This is a genomic window from Chrysiogenes arsenatis DSM 11915, assembly GCF_000469585.1.
Lineage (GTDB): Bacteria > Chrysiogenota > Chrysiogenetes > Chrysiogenales > Chrysiogenaceae > Chrysiogenes > Chrysiogenes arsenatis.
Genome location: NZ_AWNK01000006.1, coordinates 1 through 22,736 on the forward strand (window position 1 = coordinate 1; position 22,736 = coordinate 22,736).

Here is a 22,736-nt window from a genome sequence, read left to right on the forward strand (position 1 = left end):
AAAAAACCTCACACGAATATTTGCGCCTTTTAGCCGTCAGCCGTATCTATCTCGACAACTTCAAAAACATTCAGGCCAGTTGGGTCACGCAAGGGGCAAAAATCGCCCAGATTGCACTCCACTTCGGTGCGAACGATTTTGGCAGCCTAATGCTCGAAGAGAACGTCGTCAAAAGTGCGGGAGTCAGCTTCCGCATTACACTTGACGAAATGCAACGCGCCATTACGCAAGCGGGATTTATCCCGATGCAACGCGATGTGTATTATCGCCCGGTCGGGCAGGAGGTTTAGATGAAACCAGTTGATATTTGCGTCATCACATCGTGCGACGCCTTTGGTGACCACGTGACGACAGCAAGCGAAGCACTGGCGGGCGGCGCAACGCTGATTCAGCTCCGCGACAAAAAACTCGATACGGACGGCGTACTTGACGTCGCGCGCAAAATCATGGAGCTGAAAAACAAATTTCACTTTACTTTTATCGTCAACGACTCGGTAGAAGTGGCGCTGAAAAGCGATGCCGACGGGGTGCACCTTGGCCAAGAAGACGATCAAATATCCTTTGCCCGCGAAGTGCTGGGCGAAGGGAAGTTGATTGGCATCTCGACGCATTCACTGGAAGAAGCACGTAAAGCCGTAGCCGCAGGTGCCGACTACATTGGATTTGGTCCCATGTTCGAAACGATGTCGAAAGACAGCACCTATACGCCGCGCAACCGCGACGAATTTCGCCGCATCGTGCAAGAAATAACCGTGCCGATTTTTGTGATTGGCGGGGTAACGCGGGAGCGCTTCCGCGAGTTATTGATTGCGCCCCACGTTGGAGCCGCCGTCATTGGCGCCGTACNTCGAAGGGTTACTTGAAGAATGTCAGGCGTTGCGCGCGACGACGTAACGACTACGCCGTGGGCGCAACAAACGTCCGCGTGGCAAATTCGTTGTCCAGCATGAAGAGGCCACTTTTCTCTTTGCCGACCATTTTCAGGCGGTCGATCGCTTCGTTGACATTGGCTTCCTCTTCAATCTGTTCGGTCACAAACCACTGCAAGAAAATACGCGAGGCGTGATCTTTCTCTACGAAAGAAAGGTCACTTAACTCATTAAAGCGACGGGTCACTTCTTGTTCATGCTCAAGTGTTTTGGTGAACATTTCCAGTGGGCTGGCAAACGACTGCTCTGGCTCATTGATCGCTTGCAGATGTACCACGCCACCACGGTCAATAATGAATTGGTAAATCTTCATGGCGTGGAAAGTCTCTTCCTGATACTGCACCATGAACCAGTTTGAAAACCCTTTGAGGCCGATAGACGCACAGTGAGCCGACATCGAAAGGTAAAAATACGCCGAATACAGCTCAAAATTCACCTGGTCGTTTAAGGCTTTTTCCATCTTTTTGCTGATCATATATTCCTCCAGTGGGCATTGATGGCAGTGCCGATGCTCCTGCCGACAGCGAAGAATGTAACGGTCGCAGAAAGGGAAAGTCAAGGTGTTAAGGTATCGAGAATACCTTGAGTTTTTTGCTCGTCTATGGCATGTTGACTCGCTATACAAATCCTTATATGGAGGACAATAATGTCATTGAAAAAGTGGTTTTTTCTCTCAGTGGCGTGCATCAGCACAACGCTGATCATGAGTGGCTGTAGTAGTTCGCTCTTTTCTAATAGTGCAACAACTGAAGGCACCCCTGTTGGTGAAACTGGCATTCCAGCACCACAACAACTGACAACACAAGATGGTTATCTGCGCGATATCCCTGTGCCACGCGACTACAAAGGGGTTGACGCAGAAACGTTTCTGTTTGAAACCAAAAATGGAATGGTACTCGCGCGTCGCCTTTTTAAAGGCAATATTGCCGCAGAATCGGTTTCGCAAATCTACCGTCGCGAAATGCCACGTCATGGCTGGGTGATCGACTCGGTATCGATTACCGGCAATAAAGTTACGCATTTGTACAGCAAACCAAATTCCATGGCGCTGATCACTATTCAGGGAAATGCTTTTGGATCCGAAGTCAATATTCAGTATTCGGCCTATAAGCCGACTGGCGCATCGAGCGCGGCACCAGCCGCTCGCCCAGTAGCTGGATCCGGCTATGTTGACGATACCCTATTTCCGCGTTAAGCGGGACAGCCTTACGGTTTAGTGTTGTTGCAGGTTTCATTTATTTTTTCGAGAAAGCGGGAAAACTTACTGTATGTACACCATTCTTATTATGCTTACCTTGTGGATGGCCTTTGGAGCCGGTCTCTCATTTTTTATGCCGATCTGGGCATCAACCATTGTCGGAGTGCTTTTAACTGCTGCCATCATGTATTTTGCTGGAAAAAAACTTTTTGGTGTCATTTCCCGCTCGTTTCAGGAGTCGCAAAAAGCGCTGCAAAAAGGGAACTTCGCCCGCTCTATCCGCATTTTGGACGATGCCAGGCGCTATAAGCCATGGCAATTTCAATTAGAAAAGCAAATTGATAGTCAAATTGGTACGATCTATTACCTGCAAAAAGAATACGCGAAAGCGAAGGAATACCTTGCACGCGGTATGGACAAGCACTGGGTCGGCATTACCATGCTGGGTGTCATCTACTATCGTGATAAAGAATTTGGCGCCATGGAACACGTGATGGATCGCGCGGTGAAGAAAAACGCCAAGCAGCCCGTTGTCTGGGGCTTGTACGCATGGCTGATGGAACAAACGGGCAATCGCGATAAGGCGCTTCAACTTTTGCAGCAGGGATATAAGAAAAACCCTACGGCGGATGCGCTCGAGCAAAACATTGTCGCGATGCAGAATGGCAAAAAAATCAAAATGCGCCTCTTTGGCGAACAATGGTATCAGTACATGCTGGAAATGCCCGCAACGCAGTCGATGAGCCGCTTCCAGAAAGGTTTCCACGGCAGACCATCCGCCGCGCAAGTGCGAGCTGCCCAGCGGATGCAAGCGAAGAAAACAGAAAAGAAGTCAGAATAGCTCTCAGGAATATTCGTCTGCAAAGTCCACAACAAAAACCCCCTGTTCCTTACAAAGAACAGGGGGTTTTGCATAACGAAAGTCAGTAAAATTTATTGAACCGCGGTAACATACTCGTCAAGCAACTCACTCAAATGCATAACCTTACCATTCCATCCCTGACGGCGAAGGCCACCGTCAATCTGCATGACGCAGCCCGGACAGTCGGTAACGACAATGTCAGCTTTGCTGTCGGCAATATATTCGGTCTTTTTGCGCAAAATGCCTGCTGAAATTTCCGCCTGATCGATAGAATACGATCCACCAAAGCCACAACACACGTCGCTATCGGTAAGCGGAATAAAACTGTCACCCAAAAGCGCCTGCAAATAAGGCGCTGCCGATTGCTTCATACCGCGTCCCTGATGGCAAGGCGTGTGGTACGTCACTTTCAGATTCCCTTTCACGGTAAACTTGATACCCCGCGACTCCAGAAAACTTCCCAGCGTAATCACCCGTTGGCCGATAATGCTCGCTTTTTGAAAATGGTCGAGATTCGTTTCCGTGTAGTGGGGGAAATCTTCGCGCATAGCCATGCCGCAACTGGGGCACAGCACAAGGCAAGCACTGTAGTCGGCGGGGTTTTTCATGTGGCTCAAGTGCGTCGCAATAGTCATGCTCGCGCTGGCGCGGTCGCCACTGGCGATAGCGGGCAAACCGCAACAGGCCGAGGTATCGGGAACGTCAACCTCAATACCAACCTTGCGCAAAAGGCGTACCAGTGCCGTACCCATCTGTGGGTAGAAATACTCCACGGCGCAGCCGGGATAAAAGAATACCTTCTCCTTCGCAACGGTGGCGATCGGCTTCAGAGAACGATAGGCATCCAAGAAGGTTTTACTCGCCACCGAAGGGAGAGCGCGGAAATCCTTTTCCTTCGGCAAAAACGGAATGCCGCGTAAATGGTGACCATCTTTTGCCAACAGCGGTTTTTGTAAAATAGCGCCAACTTTCATGGCCGTACGCATCACTGCTGGCTTACCGACAACCTGCGAAAAAGCAATTTTCTTGACCGCAGGAACACCGTATTTGTCGCCAAGGTATCCCTTGAGATCGAAAATGATTTCCTGAAGATCGATTCCGGCCGGACATGCCGTGGTGCAGGCTTTACACCCAACGCACAGCCCGATAATCTCGCGCGCTTTGGCATCACCGTGAAATAAAGCGGTTTTGATGAGCCCAATCGCCCCGATGTAGATATGGCCAAAGACGTGTCCGCCGACCATTTCGTACGCCGGACAGACGTTAGCGCACGAGCCGCAGCGGATACATTTGAGCGCTTCGCCGAGTCGCGGATGCTCATGGAACGCAAGGCGCCCGTTATCGAGGAACACATAATGGACATCTTTCTTGCCCGTCGCGTTGGCCGAAGCAGGGTTACACCCTTTCATCCACGTCACATAGGTGGAAATATTTTGCCCCGTGGCACACTTGGGGAGCAAGTCGATGACTTGCATCGCTTCGCTAAAACTTGGCACGAGTTTTTCGTACCCAAGCAAGACAACATGCGCTGCAGGAACCGTCGCGCACAGGCGGGCGTTCCCTTCGTTGGTGACGGTGGCAATCGTCCCAGTGCTGGCAACGGCAACATTGGCTCCGGTAAAGCCAACACTGGCCTTAAAATACTCGCCGCGCAATGCTTTCCGCGCCACTTTGACCATTTTTTCGATGTCGTTATCATCAAGCGGCTCACCCGCCACTTTTTCCAGCAGGCGGGCGCATTGCACACGGGTTTTATGAATGGCAGGAAGCACCATATGCGACGGGTGCTCTGACGCGAGTTGCAATAACCATTCACCAAGATCACTTTCGACTGGCTCTATGCCATGCTTTACAAGAAAATCGTTGATTTTGATCTCTTCCGAAGTCATGGACTTCGCCTTGATCATCGATTTGGCATTATGCTTTTCGCAGACCTGACGAATGTACTCACAAGCGTCTTGGGCATCGCGTGCTTGATACACCGTAGCACCAGCGGCTTCGGCATTGCCGCGAAATTGCTCGAACAGTTCCATTAACTCGGCAGTCGTTCTTGTTTTGGCCGCGCTTAGTTGGTTGCGACGCTTTTCAAAATCCATCCCTTCAAGGGCATTGCGGCGCGAAACCTTATACGACGTGCCAAAGGTGCGCAGCGTTTTTGCGAGCGTCGCATCGGCGAGTTTTTCGCGGACTCTTTCGTTCAGTGGGCGTTCTTGTTGCATACTTACTCCTTTACCAGCAATACAGTCATGGCACCCGGCCCATGGACACCAATCGTTAACACGCGCTCGATATCTGCCGTACGGCTTGGGCCAGAGATAAAGGCAACAAACGCATTTGGATTCGCCGTGATGGCTTCCATGTAGTCGGCAAGATCATAGAGTGTTGCGACAAGCGCGGTGATAGGCAAAACGACAATCAATTCTTCGGCCAGGCAACTCGCTCGGCGCAACGGTTCCTCTTGGCTTTCAACTACCACCGTACCAGTCGCGCTAATGCCATGCCGCGCTTCTATGAGAGCGCTGGAAATGCCACTTTGAGGAATGGGAACATCGGTAGCGAATTTGCCAAAAGTTGGGAGATAAACGAAACTGTCGTTTGTGGTATGACCAGCGCAGTAGGCTTGACATTCGTCGGGAGTTACAACTAACGTCGTGTTTCCAACGGCATTCGAACGAACAATAAACGGATCAAGAAGCGGGTAATTCATGTGCGACCCCCCGTGCATCAATGGTATTACCAATTATAATAGGTGGGTGCGCCCGCAAAGTCAAGCCGATGAATCGCTTGAGCACCCCTCTGCCGGTCAGTTTGGTGCACAATAAAATTCCGTCGCACCGCTTCTACGCAAGCACGACGGAACACAATACAATATTTCATTTTTCGCTGACTGGGAAATGCGTTCAATCGTCTTTAGCGGTTCAGCGATCTATTCAATCACTTTCAGCCCGAATTGATATCCCCACTGGCGACCCTCATCAAGTTGCGCCGCCGATGGCGTCATTTGCACTTTGAAGGCCTCTTGCACCACCTTCATGTGCATGACATCGCAAATCCCTTCGGTCATCGTAATCCCTTCGCCGCTCCAGCCGTACGAGCCAAACACAGCGGCTTTGCGTCCAACGACGTTCAGCACAACCAGGTTGGCAATAACGGACAAAATAGGCTCAGGCGCTTTGGAGTTGATCGTCGAGGTGCCAAAAATAACCCCTGCCGAAAGCTCAATCGAGTCAATCATTGCCTCCATCGGCGCGGTCGCCGCATCATACGCCACCAACTCGACACCGGCATCTTCGAGCCCCGCGCATACCGCTTCCATCATTTTCACCGTATTGCCGTAGGAGGAAGCGTAAATGATTGTCACTTTCTGGCTGCTAATCCGCTTGAGGTAATTTGTCGCTTGGAGGGCGTACCAGTCATAGTAATACGAAGGATCGCGGTCAAGAATTGGGCCGTGCGACGTCGCAATAACTTTCTTCTGAAGTGGGTCGAGTAGCTTAAACGCTTTAATAATATGTTCTTTGTACGGGCGCATAATCATTGAATAGTAATACTTGAACGACGCCACCGATGAACCGAAATCTTCTGGATCAAGCTCCGAGTTAAAAATGGCGTCATTGGAACGGCTCGTAAAATGCGACCCCATAATATCGCACGAAAAGAGCACTTGATCTTCAACCAGATAGCTCACCATTGTGTCCGGCCAGTGCAGAAACGGGGTGACGTAGAAGCGCAGTGTTTTGCCGCCCAGATCTATTTCGTCGCCATTGTTGATGGGTTTCGAGTTGAACGGGCAATTCACGAGATTTTCAATGAATTTTGTGCACGGCTTGGAGTGGATTACCGTGATGTTCGGATGGCGGCGAATGAGCTCCAGCAGACAACCCGCATGGTCAGGCTCCGTGTGTTGCACCACAACGTAGTCAATTTTGTCGAGTGGCGTAAGCGTTTCCACATTGGCAAAATACTCTGCCGAAAAGTTGAGCTTCGAGGTGTCAATGAGTGCCGTAGCTTTTTCTCCCTGAATCAAATAACTGTTGTAGGTCGTGCCAAATTCCGTTGGAACGACAATATCGAAAATTTCTAGCTCTGGATCTTTCACGCCAACCCAAGTAACACCGGGGCAAATGGTAGTGCGCATACGTGTTCCTCCTTTGCATACATTCTCTATTGGTAAGGCAATCCGCCGTTAACCCAAAAAAAACATGGTGCCAATGAGCGCCCCAACAAGTAAAAGTAGTGACCAGATGCCACCAAATGGGAAGGTTCCCGCCGCCACCATCACCGCGCCACCAAGCAGAATGACCAAAAACAGCATCCGGCGTAAGTAGAGCTTGATTTCGCTCAGGAGCTGTTGTTTGTCTTCACGGCTCAGGCGGACGGTAAATTCGCCATCGTGCATATCATCAATGATCTGGCGCGCCTTGACCAGCGTAAACGGTATCTGTTTTATCTCCCGACCCAGCACAGGCAGGACACCCGCCTCTTCGCCCAACGCACGCGCAAGGTTTTGCTGGAGTACGGGAAGGATATCCTTGATTCCATTGAAATTTTCTTTGTAGGTCGTCCCCAGGCCTTCGATTATCGTACTGACGCGCATAATGTAGATTGTTTCCTGGGGAACTTTAAACGGCATGTGCTTCATTGATTGCAGCAGATCAAAACCGAGTTGCTGCATGCTTGAAGCGCTGAGCGATTCGTTATCGAAAATATCAAAAATCTGTTCGCTCAATTCTTCCAATTCAACCTGTGGCGCGTTGTCGGTCACAATTCCCAGTTTTTTGGCCGCCGCCACCAGCGTGGCATAGTTTCTTTCATACGCCGCCTTCACCAGCGCAATCGTCGCAATACGCGTTCCTGAGGGAATGCGCGTAACCATACCAAAATCAAGCAGCACCAATTCGCCCTCTTCGGTAATCAGAAGATTTCCCGGATGGGGGTCGGCATGAAAGTACCCTTTGACCAGAATTTGCTCCGTATAGAATAGGACGAGTTTTTCCATCAACGCGGCAAACGGCACGGCAAGTTGTGCGAGCGCCGCTTTATCGTCAAAGCGAACCCCCTCTTCAAACGTCATCACCAGCGCATCGCGTGAGCAAAGGGTGGCAAATGGCCGTGGAAAACGGATGCCGGCATCGGGATATGTGCGGATGAATTTTTCCAGATTATTCAACTCAATAAGCATATCCACTTCGCGCACAATCATGCGTGAAAAAGCAATCAGTACCGACTCCAGTGAGTTTTTGGTGTATTGCGAAAACAACGGACGAAAGAGAAACTGAAACGTTGTGAGAATACGGATATCTTCGCGCACAATTCGCTCAATTCCCTTGCGACGGATTTTTACCGCCACCTTTTCGTGTGTCCCCTGCAGATGGGCGACGTGCACTTGACCAATGGAAGCACTGGCAAAAGGGGTCTCTTGGAAATCCTCAAAAGGATTGCGTTCGCCAAAAGCGCGCTGAAATACTTCGCGAAAATCGGCAGGGGGCATTGGGTCAATATTATCGTGCAACTGACGTAAGCGCTCAAGATATGGCGCCTCAAAAAAGTCAGCGCGCGTCGCCAATACCTGTGCCAGCTTGATGAAGCTTGGCCCGAGCTTGGTAATCGCGCGCAACAACATCTCTGGTGAATAGGGGCGGATGCCAAGAAACTGCGTCCGCCGCTTGATCAGTAAAAAGATGGTAAGCAAGAAACGAAACACCCAGTAGATGCGCGCTGGGTGATAGGTGCGCAGATAGAAAAGGAGCAGCTTCACTCCTGCTTCGACCCCTCAGACGACCGACTTTTCAGCTCGTCACGCAGACGCTCCAGATCTTCTTTAGTGGCAATGCCCAGCTCGTCAATAGCGGATCGAACGGCATCGCGTACCACCGCATGCAGCGCGCTTTTTTCCGCCTTGCCGCGTTCGATAACCGTTTCGATCATCTTTTCGGCTTCTTCACGGTTGAATGCTTGACTGTTTGTCGCTTCACGCACGGCAGTTTCGATTTTTTCTTTCGTCAATAACGCGGCACCGAGGCCGAATAAAAAGAGATCCTCGAGTTTCTTTTCCATGGCATTGCTCCTCAACATTCAGACTACAAGGGGCAACAATAGCGAAAAATTCCTATTTGGCAAGCGGCAAAATCTCCTCAACATTTTCTACTATGGCACGTGCTATCCCGAAGCAGATTAACATCCATCTATTTTCCTGCGTGTGCAGAGTTAACAAAAAGAGAATGAAAAATAGAGCCTTGCGTCACATTCCAGTTACTGATATTGAATGGCAAAAGACATCAGCCACAAAAGACTTGGGGAGGGAATCTTGCTCTTTAACTCGTATGAATTCATTTTGGCTTTTTTACCTATCATGTTTTTCGGGTACTTCTTTTTCACACAAAAGCGCCTGATAACCGCCGCGCGCATGTGGCTAGTTAGCGGAAGCCTCTTTTTCTACGCATGGTGGGAACCGCTTTATCTTCCAATTATCCTTGCATCGATGTTTATCAATTTTGCAATTGGGTCAAGCCTCGCAGAAAAACCAGAGAGAGAGAGAGAGAGAGAGAGAGAGAGAGACGGAAGCGCCTCTCTCGTCGACTTATTCTTTCGGTTGGTATAGTTTTTAACCTATCTTTGCTTGGATATTTTAAATACACCGATTTCTTGCTCGAAAATTTTAACGGTATCTTCGATGCTGACATCCCCTTGCCTCACATCGTGTTGCCACTGGCAATTTCCTTTTTCACCTTTCAGCAAATTGCCTACCTTGTTGATAGCTATCAGGGGCAAACGAAAGAATACAATCTGCTTACCTATATGCTCTTCGTTACCTTCTTCCCGCAACTCATCGCTGGGCCAATTGTCCACCATAAAGAAATGATGCCACAGTTTGCCAGCCGCTGGAATCTGGTGAAAAATTACCGCAATATTGCCCTTGGCCTTTTCGTCTTTAGTATGGGGCTTTTTAAAAAAGTGGTGATTGCTGACACTTTCGCAGTATGGGCAACGGCGGGTTTTGACACCGCAACAACACTCAATTTTTTCAGTGCCTGGGCGACAAGCCTGTCGTACACGTTTCAGCTCTATTTTGACTTTTCCGGCTATACCGACATGGCTATTGGTGCCGCCTTGCTGTTCAACATTAAACTGCCGATGAATTTTAATTCGCCATATAAAGCGTGCGATATTCAAGACTTCTGGCGCCGTTGGCACATGACATTGTCCCGCTTTCTGCGCGACTACCTTTACATTCCACTCGGCGGCAATCGTGTTGGCAAATACCGCAACTACCTCAACCTTTTCGCTGTCTTTTTACTCGGCGGCATTTGGCATGGCGCCGGATGGACATTTGTGGCGTGGGGAGCATTGCACGGCATCGCCTTGATCATTCACCGCATTTGGCAAGAGGCCGGACTGCGCATGAACCAATACCTAGCTTGGTTTATCACGTTTAACTTCGTCAACATTGCGTGGGTGTTTTTCCGCGCGCGCGAATGGGAAGACGCCTTTAAGGTTCTACGTGGGATGGTAGGGCTGGATGGGGTGATGTTACCTGTAATGTTCCAGTTTAAATTTCAATTTTTAACACCATATGGCGTTACATTTGGAAAATGGCTTGGCGCGATAAATGGCGACACATTACTGACTCCTCTTCTCATACTCATAATGGTAATTGCAACGTTGGGATTGAAAAACTCAAATCAATATTTGCTCCAGGGCGCTAAGCTTCGTACATATTTTTTTGGAATAGCAGGCACTATGGCAATGTTGGCACTGTGGGTCATGAGTCAAGCAGGAAAGTCTGAATTTTTATATTTTAACTTTTAAGGATTTATCGTGAGTCTGAAAACATCTCAAAAAAAATTAGCTCTATTCTTTTTCCTGCCAGTTATTGTGTCCTCATTAATTGCTGGTATGGCTTACATTCTAGACCCTTTTTCCATTATTCACACAAATGGGGTTAAGTTAGGCATCTTAACCGATATGCGCAAACAAGCGAGTGGTGCTATTCGCTCTCAGCAGTTTAGCGGTTATATTTTAGGAACAAGTATGCTTGAAAACACTTCAGCTAGACATGCTGAAACTTTACTAGGTGGGACTTGGGCAAATATCTCTATGTCTGGCAGTTCGTTATTTGAACGCGAATTTGCGTTGGCGTACTTACTTCAAAGCGATCTCACACGCTCCGTTATTTACTCCATTGATGACAGCTATTTAAACAATAGAAAGGGACGGGATGACTACCCTGTCGATCAGTTTGCTTATCTCTATGATGATAATATTTGGAATGACTTAAGGATTTATGCGGATAAAATTGTTCTAGCATGTATTTTCAAGTCTCTATTAGGCGGAGAATGCATATCGCAGGATATGCGTTTTGACCGGCCAAGCGCTTGGCTCAATCATCCTTCTCATGCAGAGCGCTTTGGCGGCCTTATGAACTGGCTTGCTGCCAAAAATAATGAGCAAATTATTGCAGCATTTAAAACAATAGTTGCGTCAGGAAAGCTGACTAGTAATAGCAATCAAGAGATAGAATTAGCAGAAACAGAGATATTCATCAATGTCTCGCTTAAGTATGTCGATGATCATCTTTTATCATATGCGCTATTATACCCCTCTGTTGATTTCCATTTAATTTTCCCCCCTTATTCGCGCATTCGCTATGCGCTATGGCACCAAACTGAGCCAAAGAATAAAGCAATACATGAAGCTGTTGTAAGGCACGTTGTAAGCACTGCCGAAAAAATGCCGAATGTTTTCATATATGGTTATGAGGATCAAGATTTTCCGGATGACATAGCATTATATAAAGATCCGGGGCATTATCATCACAGCATTAATGAGAGAATGCTCGTTGATATTCAACAAGCAGGCTATAGGCTGACGCTTGAAAATATTGACAGGTATTTAGATAACGCTCGCAGAAAATCAGAATCGTTTGATTTGAAAGGCTTAGCCCTGCAGATAGAAAATTATTTAGCTCAATCGAAAGCCGATTATTGATAGGGGAAAGTGGGCCGCAACCCAAAAAATACCTGAAAAAATCCACTGAAGGCAAAGAGATCGCTGTCCCGCCCGTCACCCTTCTAATGGCAATCTTCAATAAAGAGCTTCCGCTTCACGGCGGGATTGGTCATGTTTTCGCCGCGCAACATCAGCTGGCGCATGGTTTCATACTCAACTCGCCCTTCGCCAGCTTCGCGGTACCCGCCAAAACCATATTCCATGGGGGTAACTTCGTTGCGGGCAAACCACGCGGTGCGGGCGTCAATCCACGTCCCCTCGGAATAGGTCCAAATACGGGCCGTATCGCGAAAGGGTTTATCTTCCAGCCACAGCGGTACGCCGCCAACATCGTGGAAAAACCACGTTCTGCCGTCTGGGGCAATCACCTGTGCTGTATACGGGAGGTCGGTGATGGTCATGCCGCAGTGGACATCTTTCGTGGCGTTTAAAGCGATTTCAAGGGGAAAGTGTTGGTTACCGCATTATTCTGACTTGTATTTCCATCTTCGCCCCTTCTTATCCCGTGAAATCGCTTTCAATTTATAGTACATTCCCCGCACCAGTTTTTTGATTCTTCAAGGAGTTATTGACATGCAAGCAAATGATAAGCTGTGGGGAGGGCGTTTTACCCTGCCAATGGATAAGTTTACCGAAGAGTTTACCGCCAGTATTGCTTTTGATCAGAAGCTCTACCGGTATGATATCGAAGGCTCCATCGCCCACTGTAAGATGCTTGCCAAGCAGGGGATTATTGCGGAAAGTGAGCGCGATACGATTCTCGCGGGCTTACAGGCAATCCTCGCAGATATTGAAGCTGGAAACTTCACCTTCAGCGTTGATTTAGAAGATGTTCACATGAATATTGAAAAACGGTTGATTGAGCGCGTCGGCGCGGTCGGCGGCAAGCTGCACACCGCGCGCAGCCGCAACGATCAGGTGGCACTCGATATCCGCCTCTATACGCGCGATGCGATTGCGCAGATTGTGGAGCTGATTCGTGATCTGCAACGGGCGCTTTTGGAACAGGCTGAAGCCCATCAGACAGCAATTATGCCTGGTTACACCCATTTGCAAACGGCGCAACCGGTACTGCTGGCACATCATCTGCTGGCCTATTTTGAAATGTTTGACCGCGACGCCGCACGGTTCAGCGAAACCGCAACGCGGGTGAATGTGCTGCCACTGGGCGTTGGTGCTCTGGCCGGAACGACGTTCCCGATAGACCGCGAATTCGTTGCGCAGGAACTCGGTTTTGCGGGTGTCAGTAAAAACTCACTCGATACGGTCAGCGACCGCGATGCTCTGCTGGAAGTGTGCGCCCACGCTTCTATCTTGATGATGCACCTTTCGCGTCTCTCAGAAGAATTTATCCTCTGGAGCACCTCGGAGTATCGGTTTATCCGTATTTCCGATGCGTACTGCACCGGGTCAAGCATTATGCCGCAGAAGCGCAATCCTGATGTTTCGGAGTTAGTACGGGGCAAAACTGGCCGTGTCTACGGCAACCTGATGTCGCTCTTGACCGTCATGAAAGGGCTGCCGCTCGCGTATAATAAAGATATGCAAGAAGATAAAGAGCCCCTGTTTGACACCGTGGAAACCGTCAAAGGGTCGCTCAAAATTTATGCCGACATGCTGCGCACCGCAACGTTTAACACACAGAGAATGCGCGCCGTAGCGGGTGACGGCTTTTCCACCGCGACGGACATTGCTGATTATCTGGTGCGCAAAAACCTGCCGTTCCGCGATGCACATGAGGTCGTCGGAAAGATCGTAGCGTTAGCCGAAGCAGAAAATAAAGCGCTTGATGAGCTGACATTAGGACAAATGCAAGCACTTTCTACACTGATCGAATCGGATATTTTCAACTGCATCACCGTTGAAAAAAGCGTTGCCAGCCGCAAAGCATTCGGTGGCACTTCCGGCGAAGCCGTCGCAGCGCAACTTGCGACCATTCGGAGCCGTCATGAATTTGCGCAGTAACCTTGCGGGTGCCATCACATTGCTGGCCTTCATCGCACTGGTAGGCTGTGGCAAAAAACTTGATCCGGTCGCCGCTCCAGCGGACGAAGGTTCTTTGTTGCGTGTAGCCGTCACCGAAGCGGGTGTGCTGGTATCGTGTAAAACTCCCATTTTTTACTCCGGCAAAGGGGGCATCCTGCGTGCCGAAGCCACCAATAGCGAATTTGGCACCAACAAACTTCTGCATGAGTTTACAACACCACAGGCCAGCTTCCTTGACGAACACGCCGTAGTAGGCACAACGTACCGCTACACCTGCATTACCATTGGCCGATTCAGTTCGAAATCCGGCGATCCGATAGAAGTTACCTTCCGTGCCCTTCCAGAAGCACCCATTTTCCAAGTAACACCTGAAGGGAGTGGCGCTTTACTGACGTGGCAAACGAAGGAAACAGGAAGCGTGGAAATTCTCCGTTCGACCGATGGCCGACAATATGCACCAGTTGCGACGGTGGAGGGCGACCGCTGGTGGGATCAAAGCGTAAACACAGGTCGGCGCTATTGGTACCGCGTTGCACTGCGTACCGATCAACATACCGTTTCGGCTCCTTCCGAAGCACTTTCCATCACACTTTCGGCAAGGTGATTGCGATGTACCAAACATATCTTGACGCACTCCGCAACGGACGCTACGACGTAAATCCTTTGCTCGCCCATTTGGGAATTGAGCCTATCGTACTAGAAATTGACCGCGTAGTCCTGCGACTCAAAACCTATGAAGCACTCCGTCAAGGCGGCGGCCTCGTAGCGGGCGGAGTGCTAGCTACATTAGCCGATGAAGCGATGGCACACTTATGCTTAACCGGATTAGCCCCTCAGGCGACAACCGTGACAGTGGAAATGCAGATTCGCTATTTCCTTCCGGTGCAGGTAGGAGACATCATCGAAGCAAGAGCCCATGTAGTACGCCGCGGACGCTCGCTCGTCAGCCTAGAGGCAGACCTTATTCGAGTCGGCAACGAACCGGAAAGCGTCGTAGCAAAAAGTGCTGCAACCTTTATGGTTCGTAACCGTTAGACGAAGATAAATTTCGGAGAAAAATCGCATGGCTACGCCCGATGCAACTGCCACTGCTTCTGAAAAAAAAATCGACACCAGCGTTCGCGTCGAAGAGCTGAACCTTTTTAATCTCTACCTTTCCGATCCCAACAACCGCCGCGAGCTCCGGTACTATCTTGTGCTGTGCTCATTTGTGGCATCGGTTGGTGCGATTATGACCTTGGCATTTGGCTATTCGCAAAAAATCACTCTCATTGTGAGTCGCCCGATTATTATGACAGTCGTTTTCATTGTGGCGTATTTTGCGCTGGCTTTCTTGTTTGCGGCCTTGGAAATGCGAAAGTCATTTGCCGAAAACTGGCTGAAAGAAGCCACACGCCATTTTTTTAAAATGGATTCGCTCAACCGTTGGGATCGCAAAAGTGCATTGATGGCAAGAATTGATGACACCTACACCAACGCAGTTGCCACTATTCGTTATATTTGCGCTCACGCTTGGGGAAAACCCTCGCAATATTCCGACAAGTTAGTGCTCATAATTGAAATCGACTTTTCTGGCGACCCCTTGCATGTGAGCGGACCTGCACCGCTGGCAATTTTCAATAATCACCCCAACGATGACCATCAACGGATCGTGGAAATTACCGACCTGACACACAGCAGTGGCGAACAAACCGTACTATTTGGCATTCGCCCTCAACATCCCGGCGGCGCTGAAATAGGCAATGCTATTGACCTCAAACTCTTGCTGCAAGAACTTCCGTCTACTATAGCCGGCTACGAAGAAGCCCTTTTCGGGCGCTACCAAAGCTCATCAATTGTCGCTCTACCGCCCGAAATATGGCCACACATTCCCAATAGCTACCACCCGTTTTTTAAACGGCTGAACCTTCGCGAAGCCTATCGCACCTATGTAGCGTTCAGCGAATTCATGCGCCATTACATGCAAGCAAAACTGCCCCTTGAAGCAGACGATAAACGGATGACAGCCACACTTGTCGCTTTTCTTGCCGATCACCCCGCCTGTATGCACTCCGAACACGCGATGGGGGTGATAGACACCACGCTGGACGCCTTTCCCGGAGATGAGTTACGCAAATGGCTGGAACGCTACGGATGGCGCGAAAAGCGCGACGTGCGCGACCGTTTTGTCCGCGAACTCGGCTCGCTCTACCATCTCTTCACCATGATGGATGAAAGCTTTGAGGGGAGCTGTCAAGTGGGTGATCGCCTGCCAATTGCCCTGCTACGTAATGTGTTGCAAGAAACCCCCGCGACGGTACATTTTCTTGACGTACACTCACCCAAGCTGATTGCCGACAACATTGCTCGCCTGCAAGTCGATCCGCGTCAAAAGAACTTTTACGTGGTACACGTTCCCGCGATTGGTCGCGGTACAAAAAGCGGCAGCACCTATGATACCGTTATGAATGCTTTCACAGAAATGGGCGTCGAAGCGCAAGATATTTGCCTCCTCACCGGGCGTTAGTTTTTTAGACATTGCACAAAAGGACCTTCCCCATATGGATGACCACTCATTACTCACCCTTGAGTACCAGAAAATAAAAAACCTTATTCAATCGTACGCGGCTTCGGATTTAGGGCGCGATCAGCTGGAAGCACTCCGCCCAGCCAGCACCCTTTTGGACATGAAAGGTCGCGTCAATCTTGGGCGCGAATTTTTCGCTCTGGCGCTGCAATACGGCAATTTTCCGATTGGCGATCTCTTCGATCCCATACCGCTTTTGGAATCAACCACGCAAAGCGGCCAGCTCCTGGAACCCATGGAACTACGCCAAATTGCGCGCTTTTTGCAAGTAGCACAAAAGGTAAAGGATTTCATGGCGCAAGTTGAAGGTGGCATCGCCCCGCGCGTGCAAGAGTTGTGCGCCGACTTGTTTCCCTGTGCCGACTTGCGCAGTCGTATTGAACTCTGTATCGACGACAACGGACATATTACCGACGACGCCTCACATCACCTGCGGAAAATTCGGCGTGAAGTGAAAATCGCCCGCACTCGCGTAAAAAAACATCTCGACCACTACCTCAACTCAGCGGAATATAAAGATGTGGTGTTAGAAAACATCATTACGTTGCGGCAAGATCGCTATGTCATTCCACTGCGCTCCAATTTTCGTGGCAAAATTAACGGTGTAGTGCAAGGGCATTCTGCCAGCGGTTCGACATTCTATGTTGAGCCAGCAGAAACAGTAGAATTTAACAACAAAGTTGCCACCATGCTGGGGCAAGAGCGCGAAGAGGAATACCGTATTATTGCGGAAATCAACGAGTTGCTCCGCTCGCGGATGCGAGCCTTGCGCGAAAACGTCACGGGACTCGCACGCATTGACCTCTATTCAGCGTGCGTGCGCTACGCCATTGCCCGTGGTGGCACATGGCTGCCAGTTACAGAACAGCGCGCCGCGGTGTGCCATGCTTTGCGCCACCCACTGCTGGGCGACCACGCCGTGCCGGTTGATATTCAAATCGGGCACGACTTTCACACCCTGTTGATTACCGGCCCCAACACAGGCGGGAAAACACTGGGGCTAAAAGCACTTGGCGTTGCCGTCCTCTGCCATAACTCCGGCCTACCCGTGCTTTGCTCGGAACAAAGCTCCATCGGCTATTTTGATAGCGTGTATGCTGACATTGGCGATGAACAGTCGATTGAACAAAACCTTTCGACCTTCAGTTCGCACATCGTAAACATAGCCCGTATGGCATCTGTGGCCGGCGAACGCTCGCTGATTCTGCTCGACGAACTTGGCAGCGGCACCGATCCCGAAGAAGGTGGCGCTTTAGCCGTTGGCGTCTTACGCTATTTTATTGAACGCAAAGCCCTAGTTGTCGCCACCACGCACCACAATGCCGTCAAACGCTTTGCCTATAACACGCCTGGAGTAGAAAACGCCTGCATGGAATTTGACTTTGCCACGCTTCAGCCGACCTATCGGATACTGTTTGGACAGCAAGGCGAATCGAGCGCACTGGCAATTGCTGAAAAATATGGATTACCGCGTACAATCGTGAATTACTCGCGCGAATTTCTGAACGGCGAAATGACCGAAGGGATTAAAACCATCCAAGCGCTGGAGCGCAAGCTAGAGCGACACGTCAAGAAAGATCAGGAGTTCCGCCTCAAACGCGAACAGCTTGAAGCGCGCTTGGCAACACTTGAAGAACGCGAACAACAGACAAAACGGCGCAGCGAGGCAATTCTGGAACAGGCGACCATGCAGGCCGAATCGCTGTTAAAAGAGGCGCGGCGCGAAGCAGAGGCCTACGTCCGTTCCATGAAACAGAGCGCCCAGCACAGCACTTCCCAGAGTGCAACACTTCCCAGCGACGTACGACAAAGCCGACAGAATTTTAAGACCGTCAGCGATAAAGTCAGTGCTGATGCCATGAAACTCCAGCTTGGGCGCTTGCAGAAACTCGAAAAATTGACCGTTGGTGCCGCCGTATATGTACAAAAACTTGACCGCGACGGAGTCATTTTAGCTATTGATGGCAAAATGGTGGAAGTCAATGTCGATGGAATGCGCATAAAAACGACACCAGAGGCACTCTACGCTCCGCAAACACCGCCAGCGCCAAAACAGAAAATAGCCAAGAAAAAGAGTGCCGAAGAAATTACCGCCAGCTACGGCGTAACGATTACTGGCCTGAAACAAGAATTGATGCTCGTCGGCGAACGCGTTGAAGAGGGGCTGGAAATGCTGGAAAAATATCTGGCACAAGCCATAATGACCGATTGGGAATATGTTCGTATTGTGCATGGGCTTGGTTCTGGCAAGTTGAAACGAGCCGTGCGCGAATACCTTACCCAATCACCATCAGTCAAAGAATGGCGCGACGGCGAAGCGTTTGAAGGGGGAATCGGCGCAACCGTCGTGACACTGAAGGGATAAAACCTCGAACCGTATGGAGTAAGCTATGATTCGTGAAATTCGCACCACCATTAACGACGAAACCAAACGAGCGCTGCTGAGCGGCGGCAGTAAAGTCCATACGTTTGCCGCCGCCGAAGAAGTCTTTCATGAAGGCGATATTGCTGACTGCGTGTATATTTTGATTGAAGGTGAAATGGAAGTCACCCATCGCGATGAAAACGGAGCGACACATCTGTTAAACGTGCTCACTCCGGGAACCATCTTTGGTGAAATGAGCGTATTTCTGAATTCCCATCGCACAGCTACTATCATTGCCCGCACGCGCTGCCGCGCCCTAGCGCTCGATCAAGAAAAACTGATTAACTCCGTTTCGACTATTCCGAGCCTCAGCCATAGCTTTTTGCGCGTACTGGCCAGCCGCATTCGCGATATCAACGAAAAGTATTGCGATGCGATTACCCGCACCTATCAACTGGCATTGGGATGCGCCTTGCTGGCAGCGGAACAAGAAGAGAGCGGCGAATATCAGCTTGATTTAGCCGCACTGGCAAAACAATGCGGCGGCGAAGTGAGCGTACTTTTGGAAGTGCTGCGCCAAATGCAAAAAGAAGGTATTGTCAGTCAATTACAGCACAACTTTCGCATGGTCAAACTACGCTACAATAAGCCGAAACTGTTAGAATTTATGGGGCGTACCGCCGTGATTCCGCCGACGATCAAGCCGCACGCGTAAAAGTGCAGAGATTTAGTGAGAGATCTCGATTTCCCCTCGCGGTGCTTGCCAAAAGTTCTACTCGCTTAACGCCCCATTGCTCCTGCGACAACTGCTTATTGGTAATAAAGTGGGTATCCTGTGGGAAGCTGCTGCCGGGCGACTGATTTACGGGAGAGCCTGTTTTATTGCTGCAAACAGGAAGAGGGGATAGGCGCGCTTTTCTCCGTTTGCACTCTTTTTGACTATTTCGTGATAGTGCTCAACGCTGTGAACACGAAAGCCGCTTTCAGCGGCAATCCCGGACAGCACTTCGGTATCAAATCCATTGTGACCGCTGAATGATGACATGTGTTTGTGGAATGAACCATCTTCCTTGACCAGATCGGCAATGATCAGGAAACCTTCCGGTTCGAGGGTCTGGTAGGCTTCAGCAAAGAATGCTTTCACATCGGCCATATGATGCAGAGCCATCAGCGTGGCGATCGCAGAATGTCGCGAAGCCACATCGGTCAGACTGTCCCCGTGGCAAGTTTCGACATTGGTTATGCCATGTTCGGTGATCTTCTCGCGAGCCACCCGCAGCATTTCCGGCGAGGAATCGACCAAGAGAACTCTGGTGAAGGTATCCTTCAGCTGCAGGCCGAGCAGACCAGTGCCACTGCCAAAATCCACCAAGCTGTTGCGACTGCCGAAGGGGAGTCCCCGGATTCTTTCCGCTGTTATCTTTGCCCGCTCAATTTTTGCGGGATCATGATCCCATTTGCTGGCGGCAGCGTCAAAGTGACTGCTCATAATACCCTCCCTGCAACGCCACTGGCGCATTGTGATGATGAGGCAGGGTAAGGTATCTGGCGACAAATGACCAGTTCAGTTTTCTGCGGCTCGTACCCAAACAGAAGGACGAGGTGGACTCCAAGGAACATTGACCGCGAATGAACAGATATAGACGAGAAGGGGGAAAGTTAGTCATTTCTTAAAGTGGGTGTCCTATTAGGTTTCCTGGCTCAGCCTCCGGTGGAATGATGGGTTATGCGTCTCGGACAATTGAGCAGTCCTTGATAAGAGGTGACAACGAAAATGAGTCAAGCACTCCCGATACGGTAACGACCTCACCTTTGTTGACAATCAGCAGCGCTTCCTTGAATTTATGATCGAAGACTGCGATGACATGCACGCTGTAATCGCGCTCCTTTTCCGACACAAGGCTGACCCATAGCAATCCATTCTTCTCTTCGCTCACACTTTGAAGGCGAGCGCGCCATACGACCTTCTGCCCGAGATAATTCCTTTCGAATTGATCTCGCTGTAGGTCGGTGAGAGCCTTATCTTTCCATGATTCGAAAAACGCATTCATATTGTTCAGGAGCGTTGTCCTTTCCAGCAAACGTGAGGCCGGGGCAATCTTCGGGGCCTCCTCGGCAGTAGCAGAGACCGCAGCAGTCGGAACGGTGTTTGGCAGTGAAGCCGCTTCGCTTTGGGGTGTGCGCTGCAATTCTTTTCGAATCTCTTCAACGTTCTTCTCTAGGACGGCAATCCGAAAGTCGCGAGGCTTAACGAAAAGGACATCGAAAACCTTCCACGTTACCCCGATGATTGGGACAAGAAGCAGAAAGAAGCTAACCAGCTGGTTTTGTAGGATCAAGTCAGCCATAGTGGAATCAAAGACGCATAACATTGTAATAAATAGAATTTTTTCCGCATATTACACTCCTGCACATGGAAAATTTTCCATGTTTTGTGACTTTAAGGCCACAAACACGGAAAATTGTATCCCGCATTCTTTCGTGTTGCAATGAGAAATATAAAAATAGTTTCATTTCCTATCTATTGCGATATTAGAGGTGAAACATGGAAAAAAGTCACGAATTCCGCCCCGATCCAAGCGTACAATTCATGGATCAGGTTCGTGCGGTGTTGCGCTATCATTATTGGATTTTGCGTCATAATCACTATTCTAGGGGGCAAACGCGTCCCAGAGATCTTGCGGCAAACGTGGAATGCGGACGGTGAACGTCGTGCCTTGCTGCGCTGTCGAGGCGACCGCGATAGTTCCCCCTTGGGCATTAACGATCTCGCGCACGATGTATAAACCCAGCCCGATGCTACCCGCGACCCGCCGCAATGCCGATTCGGTCGTGACATGGCGCACCAGCGGATCAAAGAGCGTTGGCAGTGCTTCCGGCGGGATCGGCGCGCCTTCATTATGGATGCTCAACACCACGGTTTCTCCTTCCGAAAAGGCCGACAGTTCGACCGGTGCCTCTGGCGACCCGTGCTGAAGCGCGTTGCCCAACAGGTTGGAAACGACCTGTTGGAGTCGAGCGGTATCCCAATTTCCGGTAAGGTCACCGCGCGAGTGAAAGTGCACGGTGCGCTGGGGGTGCGTCACACGGAATCCGTCAACTATTTCACGACAGAGCATTTGCAGATCAACCGGCTCGCAATTCAGCCGCATGGTGTTGCCCAGCCACGTCGATGTGAAGTCGATCATATCTGTGACTAACTTTGCCATCACTGTAGATTGCCTGCTGATTATCGCGAGCGCCTCGCTCGGCTTCAGGTGTTTATTCTCCTGCGAAACAAGCTCTGCGGCCATGTGGATGCAATGCAGCGGATTGCGCAGATCGTGACTGAGGATCGCTAGGAACATTTGGCGGGACTGATTGACGCGCTCGGTGTAACTACCAACGGCCTTGGCGAGCGATTGATCGATCGCCTCGTTAAAGCGGGTAATTTCGTCCATGTCGTCGAGGTCGAACTGCGAAACGCTCTTGCGCCAGAGGCGCAGGACACTGGCACGCAGGGCGCGGTATTCGGAGACAACCTCAATGATGTTGAATCCCGAGCCGACACGCTCTTCGGCGTGCCGTGCGGAGGCAATGTCGAGCTGGTCACTCGCCGCGCTGTCCGCGCCGCCGTCACCTTTGGACTTGTCCACCTGCTGGGCGAGGCTCTGATCGACTTGCATGTCCCGCGCGGTTGCCTGCAGGATCGATCCCGCATCGTCACGCAGGGCGAGCTTTGTCATCGTCGCTCCCGGCGCGAGGGTGCCCGCAAACGCTTCCCATTCCGCGATGATGGGTTCGACGTTCGCGAGAATAAATTTTGCTAGTCGCATTGATTG

21 protein-coding genes and 2 pseudogenes are annotated in these 22,736 nt (G+C 50.2%); 13 read left to right on the top strand and 10 right to left on the bottom strand.

Features of this window, described 5'->3' with window-relative positions:
* Window positions 1–290: pseudogene (locus P304_RS13915) on the top strand (dehypoxanthine futalosine cyclase); the annotation flags it as partial.
* The gene (gene thiE / locus P304_RS13920) at window positions 291–863 is read left to right on the top strand and encodes a thiamine phosphate synthase (protein WP_051321388.1); all 573 of its coding nucleotides are present in this window, start codon (window positions 291–293) and stop codon (window positions 861–863) included. It begins immediately after the preceding pseudogene.
* A gap of 34 nt (window positions 864–897) precedes the next feature.
* On the opposite strand, the gene P304_RS0103990 is transcribed toward thiE, so the two are convergent.
* Entirely contained in the window at window positions 898–1,404 is a 507-nt protein-coding gene (locus P304_RS0103990; protein ID WP_027389488.1) for a ferritin, read from the bottom strand.
* 171 nt (window positions 1,405–1,575) lie between these two features.
* On the opposite strand from P304_RS0103990, the gene P304_RS0103995 reads away from it, so the two are divergent.
* Window positions 1,576–2,124 carry a hypothetical protein gene (locus P304_RS0103995; RefSeq protein WP_027389489.1) on the top strand — a complete coding sequence of 183 codons (549 nt, stop codon included), beginning with the start codon at window positions 1,576–1,578 and terminating at the stop codon, window positions 2,122–2,124.
* A 73-nt stretch (window positions 2,125–2,197) separates the two neighbouring features.
* Window positions 2,198–2,968, top strand: a complete 771-nt coding sequence (locus P304_RS13925) for a tetratricopeptide repeat protein (protein ID WP_051321389.1) — start codon at window positions 2,198–2,200, stop codon at window positions 2,966–2,968.
* Between the two features lie 92 nt (window positions 2,969–3,060).
* On the opposite strand, the gene ldhH is transcribed toward P304_RS13925, so the two are convergent.
* The 5 genes from ldhH to P304_RS0104025 all read right to left on the bottom strand — a co-directional run bounded on the left by ldhH (window position 3,061) and on the right by P304_RS0104025 (window position 9,046).
* Entirely contained in the window at window positions 3,061–5,208 is a 2,148-nt protein-coding gene (gene ldhH, locus P304_RS0104005; protein WP_027389490.1) for an L-lactate dehydrogenase (quinone) large subunit LdhH, read from the bottom strand.
* A 2-nt stretch (window positions 5,209–5,210) separates the two neighbouring features.
* Complete coding sequence (locus P304_RS15975; protein ID WP_051321390.1) at window positions 5,211–5,696, bottom strand: LUD domain-containing protein; 486 nt, start codon at window positions 5,694–5,696, stop codon at window positions 5,211–5,213.
* A 219-nt stretch (window positions 5,697–5,915) separates the two neighbouring features.
* Window positions 5,916–7,127, bottom strand: coding sequence for an FprA family A-type flavoprotein (locus P304_RS0104015; RefSeq protein WP_027389491.1), 1,212 nt, complete (start codon window positions 7,125–7,127; stop codon window positions 5,916–5,918).
* 48 nt (window positions 7,128–7,175) lie between these two features.
* Window positions 7,176–8,747, bottom strand: coding sequence for an ABC1 kinase family protein (locus tag P304_RS0104020; protein WP_084417523.1), 1,572 nt, complete (start codon window positions 8,745–8,747; stop codon window positions 7,176–7,178).
* Window positions 8,744–9,046, bottom strand: coding sequence for a phasin family protein (locus P304_RS0104025; protein WP_027389493.1), 303 nt, complete (start codon window positions 9,044–9,046; stop codon window positions 8,744–8,746). Before P304_RS0104025 ends, P304_RS0104020 begins: the two co-directional genes overlap by 4 nt.
* Between P304_RS0104025 and P304_RS17450 the strand changes: the two genes are divergently transcribed.
* From P304_RS17450 to P304_RS0104035, 3 genes and pseudogenes are all read left to right on the top strand, one after another.
* Entirely contained in the window at window positions 9,045–9,167 is a 123-nt protein-coding gene (locus P304_RS17450; protein WP_269077600.1) for a hypothetical protein, read from the top strand. The genes P304_RS0104025 and P304_RS17450 overlap by 2 nt on opposite strands.
* Window positions 9,168–9,296: 129 nt before the next feature.
* Window positions 9,297–10,798: pseudogene (locus P304_RS13935) on the top strand (MBOAT family O-acyltransferase).
* A gap of 9 nt (window positions 10,799–10,807) precedes the next feature.
* The gene (locus P304_RS0104035) at window positions 10,808–11,977 is read left to right on the top strand and encodes a hypothetical protein (RefSeq protein WP_027389494.1); all 1,170 of its coding nucleotides are present in this window, start codon (window positions 10,808–10,810) and stop codon (window positions 11,975–11,977) included.
* 83 nt (window positions 11,978–12,060) lie between these two features.
* Here P304_RS0104035 and P304_RS13940 read toward each other — a convergent pair whose 3' ends face one another.
* Window positions 12,061–12,399 (bottom strand): hypothetical protein, encoded by a 339-nt coding sequence (locus P304_RS13940; RefSeq protein WP_051321391.1) that lies wholly within the window; start codon window positions 12,397–12,399, stop codon window positions 12,061–12,063.
* 172 nt (window positions 12,400–12,571) lie between these two features.
* Between P304_RS13940 and argH the strand changes: the two genes are divergently transcribed.
* Genes argH through P304_RS15980 form a run of 6 tightly spaced genes read left to right on the top strand, consistent with a single transcriptional unit; the run spans window position 12,572 to window position 19,630 of the window.
* Window positions 12,572–13,963 carry an argininosuccinate lyase gene (argH, locus tag P304_RS0104045; RefSeq protein WP_034764122.1) on the top strand — a complete coding sequence of 464 codons (1,392 nt, stop codon included), beginning with the start codon at window positions 12,572–12,574 and terminating at the stop codon, window positions 13,961–13,963.
* Window positions 13,947–14,588 (top strand): hypothetical protein, encoded by a 642-nt coding sequence (locus tag P304_RS0104050; RefSeq protein WP_027389496.1) that lies wholly within the window; start codon window positions 13,947–13,949, stop codon window positions 14,586–14,588. Before argH ends, P304_RS0104050 begins: the two co-directional genes overlap by 17 nt.
* A 5-nt stretch (window positions 14,589–14,593) precedes the next feature.
* Entirely contained in the window at window positions 14,594–15,019 is a 426-nt protein-coding gene (locus P304_RS0104055) for a PaaI family thioesterase (RefSeq protein WP_027389497.1), read from the top strand.
* 28 nt (window positions 15,020–15,047) lie between these two features.
* On the top strand, window positions 15,048–16,490 hold the full coding sequence (locus P304_RS0104060; protein ID WP_027389498.1) for a hypothetical protein: 1,443 nt from the start codon (window positions 15,048–15,050) through the stop codon (window positions 16,488–16,490).
* A gap of 34 nt (window positions 16,491–16,524) precedes the next feature.
* Entirely contained in the window at window positions 16,525–18,915 is a 2,391-nt protein-coding gene (locus tag P304_RS0104065; RefSeq protein WP_027389499.1) for an endonuclease MutS2, read from the top strand.
* Between the two features lie 25 nt (window positions 18,916–18,940).
* Window positions 18,941–19,630 carry a Crp/Fnr family transcriptional regulator gene (locus P304_RS15980; protein WP_051321392.1) on the top strand — a complete coding sequence of 230 codons (690 nt, stop codon included), beginning with the start codon at window positions 18,941–18,943 and terminating at the stop codon, window positions 19,628–19,630.
* 147 nt (window positions 19,631–19,777) lie between these two features.
* Here P304_RS15980 and P304_RS0104075 read toward each other — a convergent pair whose 3' ends face one another.
* From P304_RS0104075 to P304_RS0104085, 3 genes are all read right to left on the bottom strand, one after another.
* Complete coding sequence (locus tag P304_RS0104075) at window positions 19,778–20,404, bottom strand: class I SAM-dependent methyltransferase (RefSeq protein ID WP_034764125.1); 627 nt, start codon at window positions 20,402–20,404, stop codon at window positions 19,778–19,780.
* 235 nt (window positions 20,405–20,639) lie between these two features.
* Window positions 20,640–21,263: a hypothetical protein gene (locus P304_RS0104080; RefSeq protein WP_152514487.1), complete on the bottom strand. Its 624-nt coding sequence runs from the start codon at window positions 21,261–21,263 to the stop codon at window positions 20,640–20,642.
* A gap of 303 nt (window positions 21,264–21,566) precedes the next feature.
* On the bottom strand, window positions 21,567–22,730 hold the full coding sequence (locus tag P304_RS0104085) for a sensor histidine kinase (RefSeq protein ID WP_027389502.1): 1,164 nt from the start codon (window positions 22,728–22,730) through the stop codon (window positions 21,567–21,569).
* Window positions 22,731–22,736 lie beyond the last annotated feature (6 nt).

Coding starts and splice junctions, on each gene's coding strand:
- P304_RS0103990 (WP_027389488.1), bottom strand. CDS start 1,404: ATGATCAGCAAAAAGATGGAAAAAGCCTTAAACGACCAGGTGAATTTT.
- P304_RS0103995 (WP_027389489.1), top strand. CDS start 1,576: ATGTCATTGAAAAAGTGGTTTTTTCTCTCAGTGGCGTGCATCAGCACA.
- P304_RS13925 (WP_051321389.1), top strand. CDS start 2,198: ATGTACACCATTCTTATTATGCTTACCTTGTGGATGGCCTTTGGAGCC.
- ldhH (WP_027389490.1), bottom strand. CDS start 5,208: ATGCAACAAGAACGCCCACTGAACGAAAGAGTCCGCGAAAAACTCGCC.
- P304_RS15975 (WP_051321390.1), bottom strand. CDS start 5,696: ATGAATTACCCGCTTCTTGATCCGTTTATTGTTCGTTCGAATGCCGTT.
- P304_RS0104015 (WP_027389491.1), bottom strand. CDS start 7,127: ATGCGCACTACCATTTGCCCCGGTGTTACTTGGGTTGGCGTGAAAGAT.
- P304_RS17450 (WP_269077600.1), top strand. CDS start 9,045: ATGGCATTGCTCCTCAACATTCAGACTACAAGGGGCAACAATAGCGAA.
- P304_RS0104025 (WP_027389493.1), bottom strand. CDS start 9,046: ATGGAAAAGAAACTCGAGGATCTCTTTTTATTCGGCCTCGGTGCCGCG.
- P304_RS13940 (WP_051321391.1), bottom strand. CDS start 12,399: ATGACCATCACCGACCTCCCGTATACAGCACAGGTGATTGCCCCAGAC.
- argH (WP_034764122.1), top strand. CDS start 12,572: ATGCAAGCAAATGATAAGCTGTGGGGAGGGCGTTTTACCCTGCCAATG.
- P304_RS0104050 (WP_027389496.1), top strand. CDS start 13,947: ATGAATTTGCGCAGTAACCTTGCGGGTGCCATCACATTGCTGGCCTTC.
- P304_RS0104055 (WP_027389497.1), top strand. CDS start 14,594: ATGTACCAAACATATCTTGACGCACTCCGCAACGGACGCTACGACGTA.
- P304_RS0104060 (WP_027389498.1), top strand. CDS start 15,048: ATGGCTACGCCCGATGCAACTGCCACTGCTTCTGAAAAAAAAATCGAC.
- P304_RS0104065 (WP_027389499.1), top strand. CDS start 16,525: ATGGATGACCACTCATTACTCACCCTTGAGTACCAGAAAATAAAAAAC.
- P304_RS15980 (WP_051321392.1), top strand. CDS start 18,941: ATGATTCGTGAAATTCGCACCACCATTAACGACGAAACCAAACGAGCG.
- P304_RS0104075 (WP_034764125.1), bottom strand. CDS start 20,404: ATGAGCAGTCACTTTGACGCTGCCGCCAGCAAATGGGATCATGATCCC.
- P304_RS0104080 (WP_152514487.1), bottom strand. CDS start 21,263: ATGGCTGACTTGATCCTACAAAACCAGCTGGTTAGCTTCTTTCTGCTT.
- P304_RS0104085 (WP_027389502.1), bottom strand. CDS start 22,730: ATGCGACTAGCAAAATTTATTCTCGCGAACGTCGAACCCATCATCGCG.